Source organism: Shimia sp. MIT910701, from assembly GCF_047126315.1.
GTDB lineage: Bacteria > Pseudomonadota > Alphaproteobacteria > Rhodobacterales > Rhodobacteraceae > Shimia.
Genome location: NZ_CP138953.1, coordinates 2,055,764 through 2,077,477, shown reverse-complemented (window position 1 = coordinate 2,077,477; position 21,714 = coordinate 2,055,764). Strand labels below are relative to the sequence as shown.

The 21,714-nt window shown below is 52.5% G+C and carries 15 protein-coding genes and 7 pseudogenes; 11 read left to right on the top strand and 11 right to left on the bottom strand.

Going from position 1 to position 21,714, the window contains the following annotated elements; all coding sequences use genetic code 11:
• Positions 1–268 precede the first annotated feature (268 nt).
• Together SIB38_RS09865 and SIB38_RS09860 are read right to left on the bottom strand one after the other, a co-directional pair.
• Positions 269–976 carry an IS6 family transposase gene (locus tag SIB38_RS09865; RefSeq protein WP_412552033.1) on the bottom strand — a complete coding sequence of 236 codons (708 nt, stop codon included), beginning with the start codon at positions 974–976 and terminating at the stop codon, positions 269–271.
• 58 nt (positions 977–1,034) lie between these two features.
• Positions 1,035–1,256 (bottom strand): annotated as a pseudogene (locus tag SIB38_RS09860) (IS6 family transposase); the annotation flags it as partial.
• Positions 1,257–1,448: 192 nt separating this feature from the next.
• Here SIB38_RS09860 and SIB38_RS09855 point away from each other — a divergent pair.
• Positions 1,449–2,206 (top strand): IS5 family transposase gene (locus SIB38_RS09855; RefSeq protein ID WP_412551944.1). Its coding sequence is split into 2 segments (ribosomal slippage): positions 1,449–1,770 and positions 1,770–2,206, totalling 759 coding nucleotides; the frame shifts between segments, so codons are not numbered across the junction.
• A gap of 184 nt (positions 2,207–2,390) precedes the next feature.
• The gene (locus tag SIB38_RS09850) at positions 2,391–2,933 is read left to right on the top strand and encodes a cyclic nucleotide-binding/CBS domain-containing protein (protein ID WP_294119714.1); all 543 of its coding nucleotides are present in this window, start codon (positions 2,391–2,393) and stop codon (positions 2,931–2,933) included.
• 100 nt (positions 2,934–3,033) lie between these two features.
• Here SIB38_RS09850 and SIB38_RS09845 read toward each other — a convergent pair.
• From SIB38_RS09845 to SIB38_RS09820, 6 genes and pseudogenes are all read right to left on the bottom strand, one after another.
• Positions 3,034–3,654: pseudogene (locus SIB38_RS09845) on the bottom strand (IS6 family transposase).
• Positions 3,655–3,756: 102 nt separating this feature from the next.
• Complete coding sequence (locus tag SIB38_RS09840; protein WP_412551943.1) at positions 3,757–4,698, bottom strand: NAD(P)/FAD-dependent oxidoreductase; 942 nt, start codon at positions 4,696–4,698, stop codon at positions 3,757–3,759.
• A complete protein-coding gene (locus tag SIB38_RS09835; protein ID WP_294119717.1) occupies positions 4,698–5,897 on the bottom strand; it encodes an FAD-binding domain-containing protein in 1,200 nt (399 codons plus the stop codon). Before SIB38_RS09835 ends, SIB38_RS09840 begins: the two co-directional genes overlap by 1 nt.
• Positions 5,898–6,166: 269 nt before the next feature.
• Positions 6,167–6,874: pseudogene (locus SIB38_RS09830) on the bottom strand (IS6 family transposase).
• 53 nt (positions 6,875–6,927) lie between these two features.
• Positions 6,928–7,077: pseudogene (locus SIB38_RS09825) on the bottom strand (DDE-type integrase/transposase/recombinase); the annotation flags it as partial.
• A 41-nt stretch (positions 7,078–7,118) separates the two neighbouring features.
• Positions 7,119–8,245, bottom strand: a protein-coding gene (locus tag SIB38_RS09820) for an IS3 family transposase (RefSeq protein WP_412551942.1) whose coding sequence is annotated in 2 segments (ribosomal slippage) — positions 7,119–7,981 and positions 7,981–8,245 — 1,128 coding nt in all. Because the reading frame shifts where the segments join, the coding sequence is not laid out codon by codon here.
• A gap of 188 nt (positions 8,246–8,433) precedes the next feature.
• Between SIB38_RS09820 and SIB38_RS09815 the strand changes: the two genes are divergently transcribed.
• From SIB38_RS09815 to SIB38_RS09790, 6 genes and pseudogenes are all read left to right on the top strand, one after another.
• On the top strand, positions 8,434–9,783 hold the full coding sequence (locus SIB38_RS09815) for a tetratricopeptide repeat protein (protein ID WP_412551941.1): 1,350 nt from the start codon (positions 8,434–8,436) through the stop codon (positions 9,781–9,783).
• Positions 9,784–10,191: 408 nt separating this feature from the next.
• Positions 10,192–10,278 (top strand): annotated as a pseudogene (locus SIB38_RS09810) (IS5/IS1182 family transposase); the annotation flags it as partial.
• 156 nt (positions 10,279–10,434) lie between these two features.
• Positions 10,435–10,599, top strand: a complete 165-nt coding sequence (locus tag SIB38_RS09805; RefSeq protein WP_412551940.1) for a hypothetical protein — start codon at positions 10,435–10,437, stop codon at positions 10,597–10,599.
• A gap of 26 nt (positions 10,600–10,625) precedes the next feature.
• The gene (locus tag SIB38_RS09800) at positions 10,626–10,979 is read left to right on the top strand and encodes a hypothetical protein (RefSeq protein WP_412551939.1); all 354 of its coding nucleotides are present in this window, start codon (positions 10,626–10,628) and stop codon (positions 10,977–10,979) included.
• A gap of 33 nt (positions 10,980–11,012) precedes the next feature.
• Positions 11,013–11,348, top strand: a pseudogene (locus SIB38_RS09795) (transposase).
• Positions 11,349–11,934: 586 nt separating this feature from the next.
• Positions 11,935–14,100 (top strand): ATP-binding protein, encoded by a 2,166-nt coding sequence (locus SIB38_RS09790; RefSeq protein WP_412551938.1) that lies wholly within the window; start codon positions 11,935–11,937, stop codon positions 14,098–14,100.
• A 153-nt stretch (positions 14,101–14,253) separates the two neighbouring features.
• On the opposite strand, the gene SIB38_RS09785 is transcribed toward SIB38_RS09790, so the two are convergent.
• From SIB38_RS09785 to SIB38_RS09775, 3 genes and pseudogenes are all read right to left on the bottom strand, one after another.
• Entirely contained in the window at positions 14,254–14,961 is a 708-nt protein-coding gene (locus SIB38_RS09785; protein WP_412551937.1) for an IS6 family transposase, read from the bottom strand.
• A gap of 57 nt (positions 14,962–15,018) precedes the next feature.
• A pseudogene (locus SIB38_RS09780) lies at positions 15,019–15,773 on the bottom strand (IS3 family transposase); the annotation flags it as partial.
• A gap of 171 nt (positions 15,774–15,944) precedes the next feature.
• A complete protein-coding gene (locus SIB38_RS09775) occupies positions 15,945–16,625 on the bottom strand; it encodes an OmpA family protein (RefSeq protein ID WP_412551936.1) in 681 nt (226 codons plus the stop codon).
• A gap of 167 nt (positions 16,626–16,792) precedes the next feature.
• Between SIB38_RS09775 and SIB38_RS09770 the strand changes: the two genes are divergently transcribed.
• The 3 genes from SIB38_RS09770 to SIB38_RS09760 are packed head-to-tail and all read left to right on the top strand — an operon-like array spanning position 16,793 to position 21,714.
• Complete coding sequence (locus SIB38_RS09770) at positions 16,793–18,184, top strand: TolC family outer membrane protein (protein WP_412551935.1); 1,392 nt, start codon at positions 16,793–16,795, stop codon at positions 18,182–18,184.
• Positions 18,174–20,408: a type I secretion system permease/ATPase gene (locus SIB38_RS09765; protein WP_412551934.1), complete on the top strand. Its 2,235-nt coding sequence runs from the start codon at positions 18,174–18,176 to the stop codon at positions 20,406–20,408. The genes SIB38_RS09770 and SIB38_RS09765 overlap by 11 nt, the downstream gene beginning before the upstream one ends.
• A complete protein-coding gene (locus tag SIB38_RS09760) occupies positions 20,374–21,714 on the top strand; it encodes an HlyD family type I secretion periplasmic adaptor subunit (RefSeq protein ID WP_412551933.1) in 1,341 nt (446 codons plus the stop codon). Before SIB38_RS09765 ends, SIB38_RS09760 begins: the two co-directional genes overlap by 35 nt.

Sequence of the window (21,714 nt, the reverse complement as noted above, 5' to 3'; positions counted from 1 at the left end):
TGTTGTGATCCCGAATACTCTTGTCAGACATGATTTCTATCCTCTCAAAAAATTACTTATAGAAAAAATCAGAAATTAAAAGCCGCGGCCGTGAAAAGGGACAATTCCAGCAAGTTTTTGCCTCTGGCTGGTGCTGTCAATTGGGTTCTCAAAAGATGAGCCGATTCCGATTTTGGATGATCTGTCATGAACCGCTACTGTCGAAGATTTCCGGACGGTGCTGTCAGACGGATACGAACTCGCCTCAGTTAGGACAGCATGGCTGTCCTTATTTTGTGCACAGACCGCGCCACTCGGCAAGTGCAGCAGCGCGGTTCAGTTTGAAATTTGGTCTAGAGTAGTGGCTACGTTCCGAATTGAAGAGGTTGAGGACCGAGGCGTGGACGGAAGCGAATTTCTGCAAACTTCGAAGTCGCCGCGAGCGCTGCATCGCCCGCTCCCTTCGTCGAAAGGGCAAGTGCGAGTTTTCGGCGCGATTGTTTTCCCAGCGCCCCGTTTCCTGTCGATCAGCATTGCCGAGGTCCTTCAACGCAGCACCATAGGATCGCAGCTTGTCGGTCATAATGACTTCAGGTCGGCCATAGCTGCGCATTGATTTCTTTAGGAATTTCAATGCTGCCTTCTTATCCCGTTTCTTTGTCACATAGCTATCCAGAACTTCACCTTCGTGATCGACGGCCCGCCAAAGATAGTGGGTTTGGCCGTTGATCTTCACAAAAACCTCATACAGATGCCATTGCCAATTCGAGTATGCGCGAAGTTGCTGAACCCGCTTTCTCCGGATCTCAGAGGCAAACATCGGGCCAAATCGGTTCCACCAGAACCGGCTCGTTTCATGGCTCACTTCGATGCCGCGTTCGTGCAGCAGATCCTCCACATTCCGGAGCGAGAGCGGGAACCGGACATACAACATCACCGCCAGGCGGATGATGTCGGGGCTGGTTTTGAAATACTTAAATGGGTCACGTTTTGTGATAGCCAGACGCTAGTTCAGCGCCCTGCCCATCTCAAGCTGGTTTCCTCTGACAAGGCCTGCGCAGCTGCTGAACGCGCCGGCGGCGGATCTCAGACGCAAACATCGGCCCGAATCGGTTCCACCAGAACCGTATGGTTTCATGGCTAATGTCAATGCTACGCTCGTGCAGCAGGTCTTCGACACTTCGGAGCGATAGCGGAAACCGGACATAGAGCATTACCGCAAGACGAATGATCTCGGGACTGGTTTTGAAGTACTTGAAAGGGGAGCCTTTGGTCATTCGGGGCCGCTACTCGGCGCCCTGCTCTGGCTCAAGCCATGTTTATCTAACAAGACCCGCACCGCCTTTCACAACCGAGTTTCCTCTAACAGCACCGGTCAGCATCATCAAAGCCCGTATCAACCCTTAGGGTCAGGACCCATTGATTTCCGTCTAATGGCATGCTTCACGGTTTGAAAACGAGCGGTGAACATGTCTGATCTTTTCTGGTTGACGGACGCGCAGATGGCGCGTCTTGAGCCCTTCTTTCCTAAATCCCACGGCAAACCACGCGTCGATGATCGACGTGTCTTGAGCGGGATTATCTTTATTAATCGCAATGGGTTGCGGTGGCGCGATGCACCTGCGGAGTACGGGCCGCACAAGACGCTGTACAACCGTTGGAAGCGTTGGAGCGACAAAGGTATCTTCGCGCAGATGATGGTAGGTCTGGCTGCCGAACACGGCGAAGAGAGGACTGTGATGATTGACGCCACCTACCTCAAGGCTCACCGAACCGCGACCAGTTTGGGCGTCAAAAAGGGGGGCGAGGACGCCTGATTGGCCGAACCAAGGGCGGTATGAATACCAAGCTGCACGCCATCTGCGACAGCCGGGGACGCCCTCTCAACCTGTTCGTTACAGCCGGGCAAGTCAGCGACTACATCGGCGCGCGGGCATTGGTGAGCAGATTGCCCAAAGTGGACTGGCTGCTTGGAGATCGGAGTTATGACGCCGATTGGTTCCGAGAAGCGTTGAAAGACAAAGGGATACGCGCTTGCATCCCTGGTCGAAAGCGGCGCAAAAAGACTGTAAAGTACGATAAGCGCCGCTACAAACGGCGCAACCAGATCGAAATCATGTTCGGCAGGTTGAAGGATTGGCGGCGTGTCCCAACTCGATACGACAGATGCCCGAAGGTCTTCCTGTCCGCCATCGCCCTCGCAGCTCTCGTTATTTACTGGCTATGAGTCCTGACCCTAAGTTTGAAAACAACGGCGAAATACCTTAAGCTAAAAGCTGCCAACCGATGATAGGCCAATTCCGGTTTAAGATAACAGCAACAACACTTCTAGTATGTGCGGACAATGCCGCGCCGCATTAGATGTGAGGACAAGCAACAAGCAGTTTTGTATATCGTTATGGAGGAAAAACATGCCACAAAAATCAGACCGCCCCGGCAACCGTCTCATGGATCGTCCTGAGTATCGTTCAAAGAAATCGCCGCTGACACTATCGCCTGCAACAAGCGTATTCAACGCTGTTAATAAAATGTCCGAGAGAAACTATGGCTCGGTAATAGTTGTCGATCCTGATAACAAAGTAATTGGAGTGGTTACCGAAAGGGATGTGATGAATAAACTGGTTGCAAAAGGGTTAGACGCAACCACGACAGTTCTCTCCGATATCATGACTGCCAACCCCAGACTCGCGAATGAAACAGATGACTTGATAGAGTGGCTTAGAATAATGTCCAACGAACGGTTCCGGCGTCTGCCCGTCGTTGACGACAAAGGTCGAATTAAGGCTGTATTCACGCAAGGTGACTTTGTTTCCTACACTTGGCCTGATCTAGTGTACCAAATGAAGTCAATTGCGACAGCCACAGTAATGAGGAATTGGGCGGTTTTCTTGATTGGCGGCGGCATAGCGTTGTATTCCCTACTGATGGTTGTCGTGATGAAGGTTATAAGTTGATAGGGGGTGCTGTCAGACGAAATCGAATTCGTCTCCACAATGCCAACAAGACTGTCCTTTGTACCGCGCAAAGACACCACCACTCAGCGAGAGCCGCGCTTCATTTCAGTTTGAAATATTCGCGTGAGTAAAGGTGGCGTTCATGATTGAAGTGATTGTGGACCGAAGAATGGTCGGATGCGAATTTCTGCAGACATCGCATTTGTCTAACGCGGAGCATCGCCTTCTATCTTAGTCGTAATGGCGGATGGGCATTCTCTGCGCGATTGGTCACTCATCAGCCAGTTTCTTGCCTGTTCGCGTTGCTAATGTCCCTCATCGCAGCACCGTAGGAGCGGAATTTGTGGGTTACGAGTGTGCCAGGCCGACCGTAACGACGCATTGATTTCTTGAAAAATTTCAATGCTGCCTTCCTATCTCGAATCTTCGTCACATAGCTTTCTAGGACTTCATCCTCATGATCAACGGCCCGCCAAAGGTAGTATCGCTGCCCGCTGATCTTCACGAACATCTCGTCCACATGCCATTTCCAGTTCGAGTGGCACATGATCGATTGAGATCTTCTCTTGCGGATCTCCGATGCGAATTTGAGACCGAACCGCTGCCACCAAAACCGAACGGGTTCGAAGCTCACGTCGATGCTACGTTCGTGTAGCAAATCTTCGACATTCCTCAGCGACAGGGGGAATCGAATGTACATCATCACAGCCAACCGGATGATTTATGGGCTGGTTTTGAAGTCGCGAAGAGGAGAGCGTTTTGTCATGGCCAGAGGCTAGATTGGCACCCTGTACTTAGCAGCAGAGATTCCTCTGACAATTCCTCAAATTCGTTTCAGAATATCGTCGGCTATGGCGCGGCCACTGATCCATCCGGCCTCAACTCTGGGACCAATACACCAATCCCCTCCCAAATACAGCGTGCGGCTGTTATCACGCAAAAATGGCTCGCCAAGGGGACTCGTGGACCGCGCATAGCGCCAGCGGTGAGCAGCGACATACTGCGCCGCTGAAGGATCCGCCCCAATTTGCGCGCACAGCATCGGCAACATAAGCTCTGCGAGCTCGGCATTGTCGCGTTCGAGGTTTTCCACACTCCAGTCCACACTGGCTTGAGCTACCCAACACCCTTGCGACAAACGACTGGGCTTGGAACTGTTGTAAGCAATCCATGAAAGGGGCTGCTGCGGCATCCGCTTGCTGGTGAAAGGGATCGGTTGCCCGTCTTTAAAGGCCGCCATGAGCGTTAGGCAGGGGGCCATTTCGACACTTAGTAGACGACGAGTGAGCGGGTGATCAACGCCGATCAGCGGCGTGATTTGAGGCGCGGGCGTTGTTACCACAACATGGCTGGCCGCAAGGCTGTCAGTTTGGGTCGTGACAGTCCACCCCCCGTCACGCGCGGCAACAGTTTCGACGGTGGTGTTTTGGCTTACATCCAGTCCGGTCACCAGATGCTTTGGCAAACCGCTCATACCGGGAACGCCAACAAAATGTGGTTCAGGCGCTCCAGCTTCCCAGACATCAACGGTTGCAGCCGCCCGCATAGAACGCAGGACTGCATGGAAGTTGGGCGCGCGCGCGGTCACATACTGCGCGCCATGATCGAATTGTCGACCGCATCGCGTGCGTTTCGTGGCAAGCCGCCCTCCAACACCGCGGCCCTTATCCAGAACCATGACGTTCAAACCTGCATCTGCAAGCTTTCCCGCACAGCTTAGGCCAGTGATGCCAGACCCGATGATGAGGATTTTGCTGCACGACATCAGTAAAGCCCCAAGCTTTCCAGCACCTTGGGAATCTGTTTTTTCACCTTGAAGAATCCCGCTGTCGCGTGGGGCCAAATCGCCTCATCCCAGGGCCGTCGCCATTCACATAACGCAATCCCCTTTGCGTTTAACGCTGGTGCGGCAGCTTCAAACCAATCATGGAGGGGGCCTTGGGGGATATATGCCGTTGCAATCTGTTTTGCGCCGGCCTCAGTGGCCCATCGCGCCAGTTCATTAGAATCAGTCGCCGTGAGATGGTCAGCTTGGAGGCTCAGGCGTGAGACAGTATCACCCAAGGCCTCGCGTTCAAACTGTGTTACGTGATCGGCGACCGGCAAGTCCGATCGTAGGTGACTGGCCGAAATAGTTGCGGCACCAACAAGATTTAGATCCGACAACGCAAAAGCATCTAGGGAACAGTCTTCCTCACTGATCAGCAACGCTGTGGGGACGTCGGGTTTTGGGGTGACAACGTCCCTAATCCGTTGAATACGGGGCAATCCATCGGGCTCAGAATAATCGAGAGGCGCGATAGGATCAGCAAGATCAGCGTCCCCGATGTCAAAGCGTAGGTTGGTGTATTTGGCGATATTCCAGGCTTTGGCCTGATAGGCCCTGCCGCGTGTATGAAGCCCAGCCACCCAGCGCCAGCTCAGAGTGTTGGCGGCCGGATCGCCATCCAGAAGATGGCGGTGGAAAAAATCAGCTCCCAGACGCCAGGGCAGCGACAAGGTGAAAATCCAGATCGACGCAAACCACATCCGCGCATGATTGTGGAGATAGCCAGTGTCTAAGAGCTCATCAACCCACGCATCGAAACAAGCGATCCCGGTTTCACCGGCTTCGGCCTGTGTCAATCGCCTGCGCAGTGCGCGGTCAGTTTGCATGGTATCATGATCCGACCTCAACCCTAAGCGATAACTGCGCCAAACACTTGGGCGACGCTCCAGCCAGCCTTTGAAATAACTGCGCCAAAAAACTTCTTGAATGAACTTTTCGGCACCATCCAACCCGTGGTTCGCCAAAGCTTGCGCGACCACTTCTTCCTCTGTGATCAGGCGCCGCCGAATGTATGGGGACAGGCAGGACACCGAAGTGTGCCGACCTGCCCCTTTGTCATAATTGCGACCAGACGCGTAGTGGAGCCCCATTTTCGGGACAAAATCCTGCAAGGTTTTGAGAGCATGGTCGCGCATTTGGATCACTCGGTTAGTGTTTTGTGGGTTACGACAGGATCGACCTTGCGGATGACCCATGCTTCAGAATGTCAGTTTTAACTGTTTGACGGGTGAGACACTTATCCCTACGGAATGCGGGTTCAGAATAGGCCCGACACGGGTGAAAGGGTGCTGTCAGACGAATGCGAACTCGTCTCTACAAAGACAGTGACGCTTTCCATTATGCCGCACAAAGGTGCTGTCAGACGGGTTCGGACTCGTCTCAGCTGGGACAGTGATGCTGCTCTTTAATCCGCACAAAGTTGGCGCCACTCAGAGAGAGCAGCAGCACGGTTTAACTTGAAATTTGGTCTGGATTGGAGGCCGCGCTCCGAGTTGAATAGGTTGAGAACAGAGGCGTGGACGGACACGAACTTCTGCAGACTTCGCAATCACCGGAAGCGCAGCATCGCCCTCTCCGTTCGTCGAAATGGAAGGTGGGAATTCTCGGCTCGATTATTCACCCAGCGGCCAGTTTCTTGCCGGTCCGCGTTGCCAATTTCCTTCAACGCGGCGCCGTAAGAGCGTAGCTTGTCTGTCACGATCGCATTTGGGCGGCCATACCTACGCATTGATTTCTTGAGAAATTTCAATGCTGCCTTCTTATCTCGGGTCTTTGTCACATAGCTTTCCAAGACTTCGCCCTCGTGATTGACAGCCCGCCAAAGGTAGTACCGCTCGCCGTTTATCTTCACAAACATCTCGTCTAGATGCCATTTCCAGTTCGAGTGACAACGCATCGATTGAGATCGTCTCTTGCGGATTTCCGAGGCGAATTTCGGCCCAAACCTCAGCCACCAAAACCGAACAGATTCATAACTCACGTCGATGCCGCGTTCGTGTAGCAGATCTTCGACGTTCCTGAGCGACAGTAGAAACCGGATATACATCATCACCGCCAAGCGAATGATTTCTGGTGACGTTCGAAAGCAACGGAAGGGACTACGTTTGGTCATGGGGCGAGGCTACGCAACCGCCCTACCCTCATCAAGGGCCATCCCTCTGACAAAGCCCGCTCCCTTCGTCGAAAGGGCAAGTGCGAGTTTTCGGCGCGATTGTTTTCCCAGCGCCCCGTTTCCTGTCGATCAGCATTGCCGATGTCCTTCAACGCAGCACCATAGGATCGAAGCTTGTCGGTCACAATGACTTCAGGTCGGCCATCCCCTTGATCAGCCCCACCCAAGTGGTCCAGTTTGATTGTTAGTGCATGATTGGCCTCTGGTCCATCGGGACGACGGTTTCCGGCGCCGGCGGGCGGTAGCCCAGAGCACTATGCGGTCGTTTGGTGTTGTAGTGTTTCCTCCATTGTTCGATCAGGATTTGAGCCTCGCGCAGGCTGTAGAAGACCTCACCGTTTAGAAACTCGTCGCGGAACCGGGCGTTGAAGCTTTCGCAGTATCCGTTCTCCCAGGGGCTGCCCGGCTGGATGTAGGCGGTCTTGGCGCCAACGGCTTTAATCCAGTCCTGAACCGCCTGAGCAATGAACTCTGGGCCGCTGTCAAAGCGGATATAGGAAGGCACACCGCGCAGGATGAACAGGTCGCTCAAGGCGTCGATCACATCGCCAGAGTTCAGCTTGCGCTTTACCCTGATTGCCAGACATTCCCGGCTGTGTTCGTCGAGGATGTTCAAAGTGCGGAACACCTTCCCATCGTCGGTTCGATGATGCACGAAGTCATAAGACCAGACGTGATTGCGATGCTCGGGCCGGAGCCGAACGCATGATCCATCATTCAGCCAGAGCCGCCCTTTCTTCGGTTGTTTCATTGGCACTTTCAGCCCCTCACGTCGCCACAGACGCTCCACACGCTTGTCGTTGATTTGCCAGCCTCCATCTCTCAGCAATGCCGCGATCCGGCGGTAACCGTATCGGCCATACTGACGTGCCAGCTCAATCATATCCGCGACCAGTTTCTCTTCATCGGCTCGGCCCCGAGGCAACTTTCGTTGTGTAGATCGGTGTTGCTTCAGCACACGACAGGCTCGACGTTCAGAAATCCGGAACTGGCTTCGCACATGATCGATACAAGTCCGGCGACGCGCGGGGCTTAGAAGTTTCCCTTCGCAGCTTCCGCCAAGATCAACTTGTCCAGAGTGAGGTCGGACACAGCCTTTCTCAGCCGTTCGTTCTCCTTCTGAAGGCGTTTTAGGTCCATAAGTTGGTCGGTTCCCATCCCACCATATTGCTTGCGCCAGCGATAATAGGTCTGTTCGGTTATGCGAACATCACGGATCGCATCAACCCGCGCCATTCCTTGCCCGACAAGCACCTCAACCTGCCGTAACTTCGTGACAATTTCCTCGGGCTTGTGTCGCTTATTTCCCATCGTGAATCCTCCGTTTTCTAAACATAGCGGCGGACCACTTCAGTGGGGGAGGATCAGGGGAGGATCACATGCGCTCGTTTGCCTCAGGTGACAGAGTGAATTGAACTTGGTAATGCAATTTGTAGCGACCAGCTCACACTATCGACAGCAACATTGATAAACAGAGAGTAGTAAAATTGGGTGTGCTAATGGTAGAATATAATAGTGCCCATCTCGAGAATAAAAGAATGGAGCATCAAGAAATTCGCCTGACCTGCCAGCGCGTCCTGAGCAGTACTCTTTTTCAGCATGATCCGAATTTGTCATTCTTGCTGCGATTTCTCGTAGAGCGAGAGCTATCTAATAATGATTCCTTGAACACAAAAGATAATGTTTTGGCGCATGCATTCGGGGATTATCCTAAAATTGCGGCGGAGCAAAAACTTTCATTCACATTGGCTCGTTTATCAGAAAAACTTGGTCAATACTATGAGGGTGAGGGTTCGAATGACCCCATTATTATCAAGACAAATACAATTCAGGCGCGTCTAAGATTTGAAGAAAATGAAAATTCGAACTCAAATGAAGGACAAATTTTAGTTAGACGGCAGCATCGCAATGGCAGCACACCAATAACTTTTTACATAGTTTTATTATCTGGTTTTCTTTTTGCCTTGGGCCTTAGTGATTTCGGCTCAAAGCGGATTTTACATGGTCAGAAACGTGAAAATCATATAGGCGCACAATTTATTGATTCTTCTATTGGGAGCGATTATTCCGAGCTTTCGGTCGGAGCTTTAGAACTTACGAGTCGTAGATTTCTCTTTCCGTTTCAAAATATTAAAGGTAAGAAAAAGGCACTTGAGATCGCAAGAGAAGTCATCTTGCGTGATCCGGCTTATGCTCCAGGGTACGCTACTGCAGGCTACGCTTTGGCATCGCAGTCTCTGATGACCACAGGAGGAGGGCTTTCAAAGAGATATTTGTCTGAAGCTTTGGCAATGAGAGACAAAGCTATGGATTTAGATCCTGACCACCCTTGGGTAAAAGCAAGTGCTGGTTTAATAGCTTATGTCGACAAGGATTTTGAAGGCGCAGTCTTTCTTTTGGAGACAGCATATGAACGCGCACCATTGGATGATTATATTGCAAAAACATATATGAGCGTAGCTTTTGTTACCCATCGGTATAAACTAGCGCGAGATGCGGCACTCCGATTCAAACCTCATAACTCCAAAAATGATGACTCAACGCCGACACGTATCTACGCATACGCTAATTTCCACTTAGGGTACTACGAGGAGACCATTGATACGTTAGAAGCTGTTCAGTTGGCGCTCGACCAAGACCACGACGTGGCCCCATTGGTTTATCTGGCGGCTGCTTACCAAGCCATTGGTCACCATGAAGAGGCACGAAGCTTAATCAAAAAGATTCAATCAGAGCGACCACTTTTCAGGCCAGATTTGATGGGAAGCATCTTCCTGCAAGATCCCAACGAAGCCAATTTCCTAATCCAAAGTTTAACAGAAGCGGGGTGGCCAGAGCTTTCAGACTAAACGGTAGTGAGAGACGGGTGGTACTTGACAGGGGCAAGGTGGCTTCGAACGGTCTACTAAGGGCAACAACGCTCGCCGCTAATCTTCACGAGAACCTCGCCCAGGCGCCATTTCCAGTTCGAGTGACAACGCATCGATTAAGTTCGTCTTTCAAGGATTTCTAATACGAATTTGTAACCGAACTTCTGCCGCTAAAATCCAACAGACACATAGGTCACATCGATGCCAAGTTCGTGCAGCAGATCTTCGACACTCCTGAGCGACAGGGGAAACCGAATCTACGTAATCACTGCAATGCGGGTACTCTAATAGCTGGTTTTGAAGTAGGGAAATTGGGGTAATTTTGGCATATGGGAACGCTACCGCCCCACCCTCTTCGTTTGAAGCCGGTTTCCTCTGCCATGATCCTGGCGGCGCGTGGTAAGCCGTTATGGCAAATGCCCGAAGGTCTTCCTCTCAGCCATCGCCCCAGCAGCACTCTTAATCTATTGGCTATCAGATGCTTTAGCGGGGCCTGCGTCACTCACCAACCTTGCCACTTGCCAGATCAACACCGCGCTTTCGCCATCCCCGTATTCATCCCAAATGGAGGATGGCGGGATTAAATTATTTATTGGATTGGATCTATCGCTTGCGAAGACATCTATTTGTGTGACCAGCGAACACGGTCAGATTATCAAAGAAGCGGAGACTGAAAGTGAAGTTCTGAAGCGTTGGTTGGGCAAACTTGACGGCAGTATCGCAGCGATTGGTCTGGAGGCCGGGCCACTGTCGCAATGGCTGCACTGTGGGCTGACCTTGGTGCGGTATTCATAGAAACGCGTCAAGTCGGAGGCGCATTGATGGCCATGCCAATCAAGACGGGTCGGCGCGATGTCGAGGGGCTCGCTCGTCTGCATCACCTTAGCTGGTTCCGCACGGTTCACTGCAACTCGGTTTTGGCTCAAAAAAACCGTACCTTTCTCAGAGCCCGCAAGGCCATTCAACAAAACATGATCGCCTTGGAAATGTCGCTGATAGGACTGCCGCTGAACTTTGGCCTCAAGGTGGGCATGATTTCTCGCGACAGATTCGAGGCCCACACTCAGGAATTGGCAGATGGGAATCCAATGCTGGAAACCTCTACAGCACCAATGCTGCGTGCCAGAGCATCTCTGCTACAGGAACTGGTCGGCCTCAAAAAGCGCGTGCGCTAATTGGCTGGGGATGATCCAATATGCCGACGCCTTATGTCGATGCTCGGGATCGGAACAATGGTAGCGTTGGCATTCCGTGCTGTGGTCGATGATCCGGCTCGCTTTCAATCGTCAAAGGGAGTTGGTGCCTAGGTCGGTTTGACGCCTTTACGCAATCAGTCCGGTGCAATAGACGTGCCAGGCGGTATCACCAAAGCTGGTGACGTGGGTCCGAGGCGTGCGTCGTGCCGAGCCGCAACCGTCATGATGAGCCGTGGCCGGTCGACTTGGTTGCGAACATGTGGCGTCCAATTGGCTCAACGCCGCGGTCGCAAAATCGCAATTGTTGTTCTCACACGACGTATCGCTGTCATAGTTCATCGGATTTAGATCGAAGGCAGCGAGTTCCAACACTATGAGGCACCGAGAATGACCTGACCTTGTCATTGCCTTACCCCTTACTAGCTTGGGCGCGGGCTTACGAGGTCTCCCAGGGACGTGGTTCCGCTGATGCCGTGGTCTGAACTGCCGCTGTTCTTTGCCAAGTACGCCTATGAGACAGGCACATCGGAATTACATCGAACCAGCATCATGTTGGCCGCCATCGACCTGGCCGAGAACCGAAGCAAGTACCCGACGGATCTCAGGGGAAAGCCGCGGGAGAAGGTGTAGCGGACACTAACAATGCCGAAACAGCCGCTCCGGCGGATCGATTGTTATACCCGAAACCAATTGAATGAAGCGCCCCAGTTACCGAATTCCTGAACCCAGGTCAGCGGCCTGCTCTAACCAACTGCGGTTTCTTTTAACAGTTCCTTTTTTTTGCGAAACAGGTTGGATGTTTCAAGTATTTTAACTCTCTCCGCCACATACGTAAATGTCTGATAGCCAATGATCATGCGATGCGATGTACCTAGAAACCAATGAACTGAGAAACGCCATAGAGGCTTATGACAACAAAAACAGCCCTAGTGGAATGCTGTTGCACTACTCCCAAAGACGCAAAAAGGACAGTATTGGCCGAGTTATACTATATGTTCTTGGCGCATTGATTTTGTTCTTTGGTGCAGATTTGTCGACTGCCCTTATAGCCTTGATCATGGCAACTTTTGGTACGTTGATCGAACTTTTTCTACTGCGAAACATTGAGCACGACCTAAACCGGCAAGTACCTTTGCCAAACCTAAAACGTACCGTGACCGTGGCATCCGTTGCGCAAGCATTAGGCGTGACTGGGTTTGTAAGTGTTTTGTGGACTTCCTTCCCAGAAGAAGCCGCATTTCCGCTATGCCTCTCTTACTTGGCACTAGGAACCACCGATACAATCATTTTTCTATCATTCCATCGCGTAGCCAAGTGGGCGAAATTAGCTATCTATGGCATCGCGGCTATTGCGCTGTTTGTATTCGACTTGTTTGTTATGGAATACCGCAATGAACAGGTTATATACAATTTTATCGCAACCTTGATAATTGCCTACACAATGCTTCCTTTCATAAATTACATGATGAAGATCAGGATGCGGGATTTAAACCAACAAAGAAACCAGCTCGATCAAGCGCTTAAACTTGCCCGCTCGAATGCATCCCTTTTAGATCAACAGAGAGAAAGCAGACGCTTATCGTCAATTGCCGAAAATGCGCTGGACAGCATAATCATGCTGGACCCTCAGGCGCGCATTATCTGGATCAATGGGGCCTTTACAAGCAAAACCGGCTACACACTCTCGGAAGTGGTCGGCAAGCACCCCAGCGAATGCCTACATGGACCCCGATCAAACCCCGCTACTCTCAAGCATTTCACAAACGCAATCCGCAATGGCGTGTCAGCGCGTGGCGAAAATGTAAACTATACAAAGACGGGAGATCCATTTTGGGTTGAAACAAACCTCTCGCCAGTATTTGACGAAAACGGTAACCTCGAGATGGCTATCTCAGTAGACCGCGACATCACACAAACAAAGAAACGCGAAAGCGAGCTCGCCGAAGCTAAACACGCTGCGGAATTAAGTGAAAGGACACAGGCGTCTTTCCTAGCCACCATCAGTCACGAAATCCGCACACCCATGAATGGTATTATCGGCATGTCCGATCTCTTGAACGAGGCGGATCTTGGCCCAGAGGAGTCCCTCTATGTCCAGACCATTCAACAGTCATCTCAGGCGCTATTGACAATAATCAACGACATTCTTGATTTTTCGAAGCTGCAAGATGGGCACTTAAAAATCAATCCAGTCGCCTTTGATCTGAAAAGCTGTTTAGTCGAAGTGATGAACTTGATGCGTCCCCAAGCGGCAGCCAAGTCGCTCGATTTGACACTAGATTGTGCGAAAAACTTACCTCAGATCGTCTGGGGTGATGACGGCCGCCTCCGCCAGATACTTATCAACGTGATCGGTAACGCAATCAAATTCACTGAAAGCGGAAGCGTGGACATTACCGTTAATACAGCCGATCTCAACAGTAACAGCAAACTTGTTATAAGCGTGACAGACACCGGTATAGGCATCCCAGCAGACCGTATCGATAAAATGTTTGACCAATTCCAGCAAGCAGACGCCACCACCACGCGCCAATTTGGAGGCACTGGTCTTGGCCTGGCAATATCACGTCAATTATCGCGCTTGATGGGTGGAGATATAACCGCAACCAGCAACTTAGGTATCGGCTCATGTTTTGTGATCCAGGTGGATTGTCCAAGCGTCAATCAGTCCATCAAACCTAGCGTGAATCTTCAAGCTATTCCGGAGCTAGGCACACTTGAAGGCGGCACTGTCCTCTTGGCCGAGGATAACCCAACCAACCGCCTTATCGTGCAAAAACTTCTGAAAGACCTACCAATCACCCTGTTGATCGCGACCGACGGACAGGAGGCCGTGGAAAAGGTCAGGAGCTGCGTGCCAGATATCATACTGATGGACATGTCTATGCCGAATATGGATGGACTGGCAGCCACCAGAGCAATTCGTAAAATGCCGCAGAAACAGCCGCATATCATTGCTCTAACTGCCAACGCGCACCGTAGCGACTACGAAGCCTGCATCAGGGCGGGCATGGACAGCTTTCTTACAAAACCCGTACGCCGCAGAGACATGATGGATGCGTTAGCGGCTGGTTTTCAGATGCGCTCACATAACGATTAGCATAGTTCATGCGGTACGATGGAGTTTATGCTAAGTGTGTTTTGAGTGCTGTCAGACGAACTCAAACTCGTCTTAACAATGCCTGCAAGATTGTCCTTTAGGTGCTGTCAGACTAATTCGAAAGAGTCTCAGCTGGGACAGTGATGCTGCCCTTTAATCCGCACAAAGTTGGCGCCACTCAGAGAGAGCAGCAGCACGATTTAACTTGAAATTTGGTCTGGATTGGAGGCTGCGCTCCGAGTTGAATAGGTTGAGAATAGAGGCGTGGATGGACACGAACTTCTGCAGACTTCGCAATCGCCGGAAGCGCAGCATCGCCCTCTCCCTTCGTCGAAATGGAAGATGGGAATTCTCGGCTCGATTATTCACCCAGCGGCCAGTTTCTTGCCGGTCCGCGTTGCCAATTTCCTTCAACGTGGCGCCGTAAGAGCGTAGCTTGTCTGTCACGATCGCATTTGGGCGGCCATACCTACGCATTGATTTCTTGAGAAATTTCAATGCTGCCTTCTTATCTCGGGTCTTTGTCACATAGCTTTCCAAGACTTCGCCCTCGTGATCGACAGCCCGCCAAAGGTAGTACCGCTCGCCGTTTATCTTCACAAACATCTCGTCCAGATGCCATTTCCAGTTCGAGTGACAACGCATCGATTGAGATCGTCTCTTGCGGATTTCCGAGGAGAATTTCGGCCCAAACCTCAGCCACCAAAACCGAACAGATTCATAACTCACGTCGATGCCGCGTTCGTGTAGCAGATCTTCGACGTTCCTGAGCGACAGTGGAAACCGGATGTACATCATCACCGCCAAGCGAATGATTTCTGGTGACGTTCGAAAGTAACGGAAGGGGCTACGTTTGGTCATGGAGCGAGGCTACGCAACCGCCCTACCCTCATCAAGGGCCATCCCTCTGACAAAGCCCAGCTTGCGCTTTACCCTGATTGCCAGACATTCCCGGCTGTGTTCGTCGAGGATGTTCAAAGTGCGGAACACCTTTCCATCGTCGGTTCGATGATGCACGAAGTCATAAGACCGGACGTGATTGCGATGCTCGGGCCGGAGCCGAACGCATGATCCATCATTCAGCCAGAGCCGCCCTTTCTTCGGTTGTTTCATTGGCACTTTCAGCCCCTCACGTCGCCACAGACGCTCCACACGCTTGTCGTTGATTTGCCAGCCTCCATCTCTCAGCAATGCCGCGATCCGGCGGTAACCGTATCGGCCATACTGACGTGCCAGCTCAATCATATCCGCGACCAGTTTCTCTTCATCGGCTCGGCCCCGAGGCAACTTTCGTTGTGTAGATCGGTGTTGCTTCAGCACACGACAGGCTCGACGTTCAGAAATCCGGAACTGGCTTCGCACGTGATCGATACAAGTCCGGCGACGCGCGGGGCTTAGAAGTTTCCCTTCGCAGCTTCCGCCAAGATCAACTTGTCCAGAGTGAGGTCGGACACAGCCTTTCTCAGCCGTTCGTTCTCCTTCTGAAGGCGTTTTAGATCCCTAAGTTGGTCGGTTCCCATCCCACCATATTGCTTGCGCCAGCGATAATAGGTCTGTTCGGTTATGCGAACCTCACGGATCGCATCAACCCGCGCCATTCCTTGCCCGACAAGCACCTCAACCTGCCGTAACTTCGTGACAATTTCCTCGGGCTTGTGTCGCTTATTTCCCATCGTGAATCCTCCATTCTCTAAACATAGCGGCGGACCACTTCAGTGGGGGAGGATCACTAAGGGCTGGTCTTGAAGTAGCGAAATGGGGATGGTTTTGGCATGGCAGAACGCTACCGCCCCACCCTATCTGCCTCAAGCCTGTTTCCTCTGACATGATCTCTGACAGTGCAGTTATTGCCCCAGAGCCGTGACCATTCGTGCGTGATCGCAGAAACACTTCTGGGCATATTCGATCTTACGTATTGATATGTCGTGTAGAACGATTGCCTGCTCGCAGCTTGCGCGTGCAGCTCCCGCCATCTGAAAAGCAGAGCTATTGCGGCCGTTCCCCGCCAATAGCTGATAGTTTGTGATTGCAGCGCTCAGATTGGTTTGCAGGTCGTTTTGCATAGCGTCGCCTATCATGGAGGAATTTACAGCAACAGTGCGGTAGCTTGGACACGCGGCGATAATATCGCCCATGCTGACAACCACGCGCCGGTTTGCGCGGCTTCTTGTGACCACCTTTACGAGCAAGTCCCTCTCGCCTCGACTGGAGATGTTTCCGACCCGCGTTGCCGGCACCCCCAATTCCAAGAACTCCTGACCTACACGCTCCGCGCGACGCTGTCCCAGTGCTTGATTATACGAACTGCTTCCAATCGCATCCGCATAACCAATGAACACTATTGGTTTCAAGCTTGGGGTCCCGATAAGCTCTTCTGCAATGGCGGCGACCTGCGCTTTACCCTCTTCATCCAATCGATCGGAATCAAATTCAAAATTTACGGTACCCAGCGATTGCGCAAAAGCTTCAGGGACACAAACCCAACCGAATATTTGAATCAGAAGTAAGGCATAGAAAGCTCTCATTCAACACTCCCCCTGAACGGCATGAATACCCCAATAGTCATGGCTTTCGTCTTGCAAAAGTAACCTAGTGACGGCCTTGGTTCAATCATGTAATCTCTTCTTAATACTGTTTTTCAACTCAAATAGGGTCTGTGAATTTGGAAGGCATCCGTAATTTCCTAGGCTACTTGACTTTGGCCGTGTTGGTGGCAAATGAAGCACGCGCCTTGACGTTAGAAGCCGCTATCACTTACGTGATAGAAACACACCCCGAAATATCGGCAGCAGAAGCCAACAAACAGGCCATTGAGTTCGAGCTTGAACAGGCTCGTGGCTTTCGCACGCCACGTGTTTCGTTGGAAGCCTGGTCCGGCTACAGCCAGAACAGAGGCAACTCTATTCCAGATGCTGGAGCGTCTGACAGTACACTTGGCGGCTACGATATGTCGGCTCGAATTTCTCAGATGATCTTTGACGGCTATGAAACGCGGTCGGAAATTGAGCATCAAGCTTATCGCATTGACTCAGCAGCGATGCGCGTTCTCGAACGCTCAGAAGTTTTGGCGCTTGAAGCTGTACGGCTCTATTCTGACGTTCTCCGAGCAAGTGCCCTTTTGAAATTGGCACAGGACAACCTTGCGTATCACCAAGAGGTTTTTGGCCGCCTGGAGAACGGCTTTCGCCGTGGGGTAATTGGCGTTAGCGATGTGCGACAGGCAGAGGAAAGAGTGCTTCTTGCCGAGGACACGATCCTCGATTTTGAACTCAATCTGGAAGATACTAAGACACTCTTCTTGGCCACAGTTGGTATTGAAGCAAAGCAATTGCACAATGTACCAAATATTGGCGGCTCGATGCCGCACTCTCTGGAAGCCGCATTAAAGACCACGCGGAACGAAAGCCCGGTCATAAAGTTCTCTCAGTCAGATGTGGGATCCGCCGAGGCTTTGATGCGGCGGGTAAATTCCAATGCCTTGCCAACCCTCAGTCTCGAAGCAGAGGCACGTTTCGGCGAAAACATCGGCGGTTTTGAGGGGCGGCGGCAAGATGCAAGTGTCGGGCTGATGCTCAGATATGAATTTCAAGGCAAGACTAAGCGCGCTGCGCGTGAAGAACAAATTCGGCGTGTAAGCGAAAGTCGCGCCCGCCTTTTAGCGCGTACAAGGAAAGTGGAAGCCGAGGTGCGCCAGTCCTGGGCCACCTTGCAATCTGCAAACCGTCGGTTGAAAACCATAGAAGCGCAAGCGAAACTGTCCCGCGAATTGCGAGAGTCTTATGAGGTAGAGTTTACGGTTGGAAGCCGCTCGCTTCTTGACGTTTTGAACACACAAAGTGCGCTTTTTCAGGCGGAAGCCAATTTGATCAACGCACGGAGCCTGTCGACCTATGCGCGCTACCGCCTGCTTGCCTCAATTGGAAAGCTTCTGCCCACACTTGGGATCGCGCCACCAGAAGATGCGCAGGCCTATGCCTCAGAGTTTGTTGGAGCGCCGGGACTGAGCGAGACGAGCCCTGAGGGCATATCGGACGCCCGCGCTTTCAAGGATTGGCGTAAATCCTTAGGCCAAAATGGAAACTAGCTGTCAGAGGCCCGCCATCGCAGATCCCATTTCATCCAAGTCTAAAGAAAGGACGCGCATTCGCATCGCTCCCCAGGCGCGCGCGGCGAACAGATCGGAATGGAATTTACCTCGTGAACCCAAGGACCCGCTGGCAGCCTCCGTTGCTGAATGCCTACGGCTGCGCGGGCATGATTTAGGCGTCGAAGCGTTGCTCAGCGGCGTGCCGCTTGGTGCGGACGGACAATTGACGCCCCATTTGGCTGTCCAAGCATTGGAGCGGTTGGGATATCGTGCCCAGCTGACACGGTCCCCTTTGGACACGATCTCCCAAGGCGTCCTGCCGGCTGTCCTCTTTCTGGGCGGACTAGATGCTTGCGTTTTGCAAACATTGGAGGCGGAACGCGCCACGGTATTTTGGCCAGCCAAATCAAGCGCGCCGATCGAGATCGACGTCAGTGAGCTAAAGGACGCCTATTTTGGCACAGCATTGGTGCTGCGTGTAGATCAACCCGCAGCTCAGAAAAACTCCTATACGAGAGCGCGCCATTGGTATTGGGGCACTACACGCAAATTCTGGCCAGAGTACTTACAGGTGGCTTTGGCGGCCATGTTGATCAACTTGCTCGGGCTCGCCTCCCCTATTTTTACAATGAACGTCTATGATCGGGTGTTCCCAACTGCGTCGTTGATCACGCTTTGGTCGTTGGTTGCAGCCGTTGCGATTGCACTGATTTTTGACGCCCTGCTGAAATGGATGCGTGCTGCGATTGTCGACAACGTCAGTCGCAATGTGGATCTGTCGGTCTCCTCTGCCATTTTTCAACATGTGTCCAATCTGCATTTGCAAGACGGAGCGAAATCGACCGGCCGCCTCGTGAATACGCTCAAAGATTATGAGCAGGTGCGCGACTTCTTTTCCTCCCAAACGCTGGCCACACTGGTTGATCTGGTTTTCAGCGTCTTCTTTATCGCGGTTATCGCTTATCTCGGTGGCATGCTTGCCGCGCCGCCAGCCATCGCGCTTGTTCTGATATTGCTGTTGGGGCTGGCCATTCTCTTTCCTCTGCGCAATGCCTCAAATGCATCGCGCCAAATGTCCGGCGTCAAAAATGCCGTCGCGGTTGAAGCCATTTCTGAACTGGAAACACTGAAGGCCATTTCCGGTCAGGGGCGGATGCAATCACGATGGGAGCAGCAGGTCGCTGACAGCGCACGTGTGTATGAGCGCGGCAAAAAACTCGCGACTTTTACGACCACATTCACGAGCTTTGCCCAACAGATGTCATCGGTGGGCATCGTTATCATCGGCGTCTATCTTGCACTTGAAGGCAGCATCACAATGGGGGCTGTGATCGCGGCGATGATCCTGTCGGGGCGCGCATTGGCACCGACTGCTGCGCTGTCTTCCCTATTTGTGCGGGGCAGTTTTGCCTTTTCCACGTTACGCAGCCTCAATCAGGTGATGAGCATGGGGTCAGACAGCGCGCCGCAGCCGCACGCGTTATCGACCCGGCTGGAGCGGGGCGAAGTCGTGTTTTCGGACGTCGGCCTCACCTATTCAGGTGCCGCACTTCCAGCATTGCAGGATATCACATTCACCCTGAAGGGCGGCGAAGCATTGGGAGTCGTTGGGCCGGTTGGTGCGGGCAAAAGCAGTCTCGTTCGTCTGATGAGCGGGCTATACCTTCCCACCGACGGCCTGTTGACTGTTGACGGGTTAAACATCGCGCAAATTCATCCGGCCAATTTGCGACGAGACGTCCAGCTGGTTGCGCAGGACGCTGTTCTGTTTTCAGGCACATTGGCCGAGAACATCGCCTTTGGCGTACCTCAAGCCAAGGTCGAAGACGTGGTGCGCATTGCCCGCCTAACCGGTGTGGACAAATTGGCATCGGATCATCCGATGGGGTTCTCGATGCCGATAGAAGAACGCGGCGCAAATTTGAGCGGTGGGCAACGACAGCTCATTGCATTGGCCAGAGCCTTGCTGTGCGAGCCAAAAGTCTTGCTTTTGGATGAGCCAACATCCTCCATGGACACAGCCACAGAAGCGTTTTTCATTGAGCGGTTACGGAACATTTTGCGCATGCGCCCGATGACATTGGTGGTGTCCACCCATCGGTTGTCGCTGTTGGAGCTGGTGGACAATGTGCTGATGATGGAAAGTGGTAAGGTTAAGCTGCACGATCGCCGCGATCAAGTGCTTGATGCATTGTCGCGAGGGCAAAATGTCCAAAGCTGATTGGCACATGCGGGATTTCTCAACGGGACCAGTTTCGGGCGGCCGCGGCCGCCGTGTTGGCCTTCTTACCCTTTTGCTCCTGACCGTGTGTCTGCTGGCCGCAAGCGCGGTGGTTTGGGCCAGCCAAGCGACGCTTGAAGAAGTGGCGGTTGCAGAAGGCCGTGTGGTGCCATCAGGCCGGGCCCGCGTGTTGGAGACCCTGGACGGCGGCATCATACGAGACATTCTAGTGAATGAAGGGGAGACCGTTGCCGCCGGTCAAATCCTCATTCGCATTGATGACACTGAAGCGGCAGCGGCACTCGGAGAGCTCAACGCTCAAAAAAACGCACTCGCCGTGCGCGCGAACAGACTGTCGGCAGAGTTGGACGATGCAGAGCGCGTCGATTTTTCGGATCTCGGCATCGATCCGGAAGGTCCGCTGGCCTTGCGCGAAGAAGCTATTTTCAACTCCCGCCTCGCCAGCCATTTTGGTCAGCGCGAAGTGCTGAAGGCACAGGCAAACCAGAGGCAACGCGAGATTGAAGAGACTGAAGCCGCCTTGCTGCGGATCGAAGAAAACATCCAACTATTGGATGAAGAGATCGCCTTAAAAACCGAGAGCGAGGTTGTGCCGCGTGCACAAATTATTCCCATTGAACGTGAACTCTCAGCACGCAAGCAAGAACTCGACAGTGTGGTCAGTCGGCGCGAACAAGCCCGGGCTGCTCTGCGCGAGGCGGAAGCGCGTATGGAAGAGCTGCACCTGCAACGGCGGGCCGAAATCAGCGTGGAACGCTCTGACACACTTAATCAAATGAGCATCATCGATGAGAGCTTAAAAAACGCCAGCAACGTTGTTTTGCGTGCGGCGCTAAAGGCGCCCGTTGCCGGGGTAATTTCGGTCCTTAATGTGCGCACGATCGGTTCTGTTGTTGCACCGGGCGAAGAGCTTCTGCGTATTGTGCCGCAAGAAGAACGCCTGCAGATCGAGGCGCGACTACGCCCTGAGGACGTCGCCTTTGTGCGTGAAGATTTGCCTGCTGACGTAAAGTTTACATCCTTTGACTTCACGATATACGGCAGCCTGCCGGGTCGCGTCGTCCGAGTTGGTGCGGATGCCGAACAGGATGAAGCCACAGGACAGATATACTTCCCTGCGATTGTGGAAACGGACGATAATGTGCTCACACGTAACGGCGAAACCCATGATATTCGGGCAGGAATGGTTGCGACGGTCGATGTGCGAACTGGCGAGCGCACCGTGCTGGATTACATGTTAAAGCCCTTCCGAAAAGCGCGGCTGGAAGCTTTTAGGGAACGGTAG

What these genes read in the sequence shown, in the direction of transcription:
- SIB38_RS09815 (WP_412551941.1), top strand. Translation starts at nt 8,434, where the DNA reads ATGGTAGAATATAATAGTGCCCATCTCGAGAATAAAAGAATGGAGCAT.
- SIB38_RS09800 (WP_412551939.1), top strand. Translation starts at nt 10,626, where the DNA reads ATGGCCATGCCAATCAAGACGGGTCGGCGCGATGTCGAGGGGCTCGCT.
- SIB38_RS09765 (WP_412551934.1), top strand. Translation starts at nt 18,174, where the DNA reads ATGGAAACTAGCTGTCAGAGGCCCGCCATCGCAGATCCCATTTCATCC.
- SIB38_RS09760 (WP_412551933.1), top strand. Translation starts at nt 20,374, where the DNA reads ATGCATTGTCGCGAGGGCAAAATGTCCAAAGCTGATTGGCACATGCGG.
- SIB38_RS09840 (WP_412551943.1), bottom strand. Translation starts at nt 4,698, where the DNA reads ATGTCGTGCAGCAAAATCCTCATCATCGGGTCTGGCATCACTGGCCTA.
- SIB38_RS09835 (WP_294119717.1), bottom strand. Translation starts at nt 5,897, where the DNA reads ATGCGCGACCATGCTCTCAAAACCTTGCAGGATTTTGTCCCGAAAATG.
- SIB38_RS09850 (WP_294119714.1), top strand. Translation starts at nt 2,391, where the DNA reads ATGCCACAAAAATCAGACCGCCCCGGCAACCGTCTCATGGATCGTCCT.
- SIB38_RS09790 (WP_412551938.1), top strand. Translation starts at nt 11,935, where the DNA reads ATGCTGTTGCACTACTCCCAAAGACGCAAAAAGGACAGTATTGGCCGA.
- SIB38_RS09785 (WP_412551937.1), bottom strand. Translation starts at nt 14,961, where the DNA reads ATGACCAAACGTAGCCCCTTCCGTTACTTTCGAACGTCACCAGAAATC.
- SIB38_RS09775 (WP_412551936.1), bottom strand. Translation starts at nt 16,625, where the DNA reads ATGAGAGCTTTCTATGCCTTACTTCTGATTCAAATATTCGGTTGGGTT.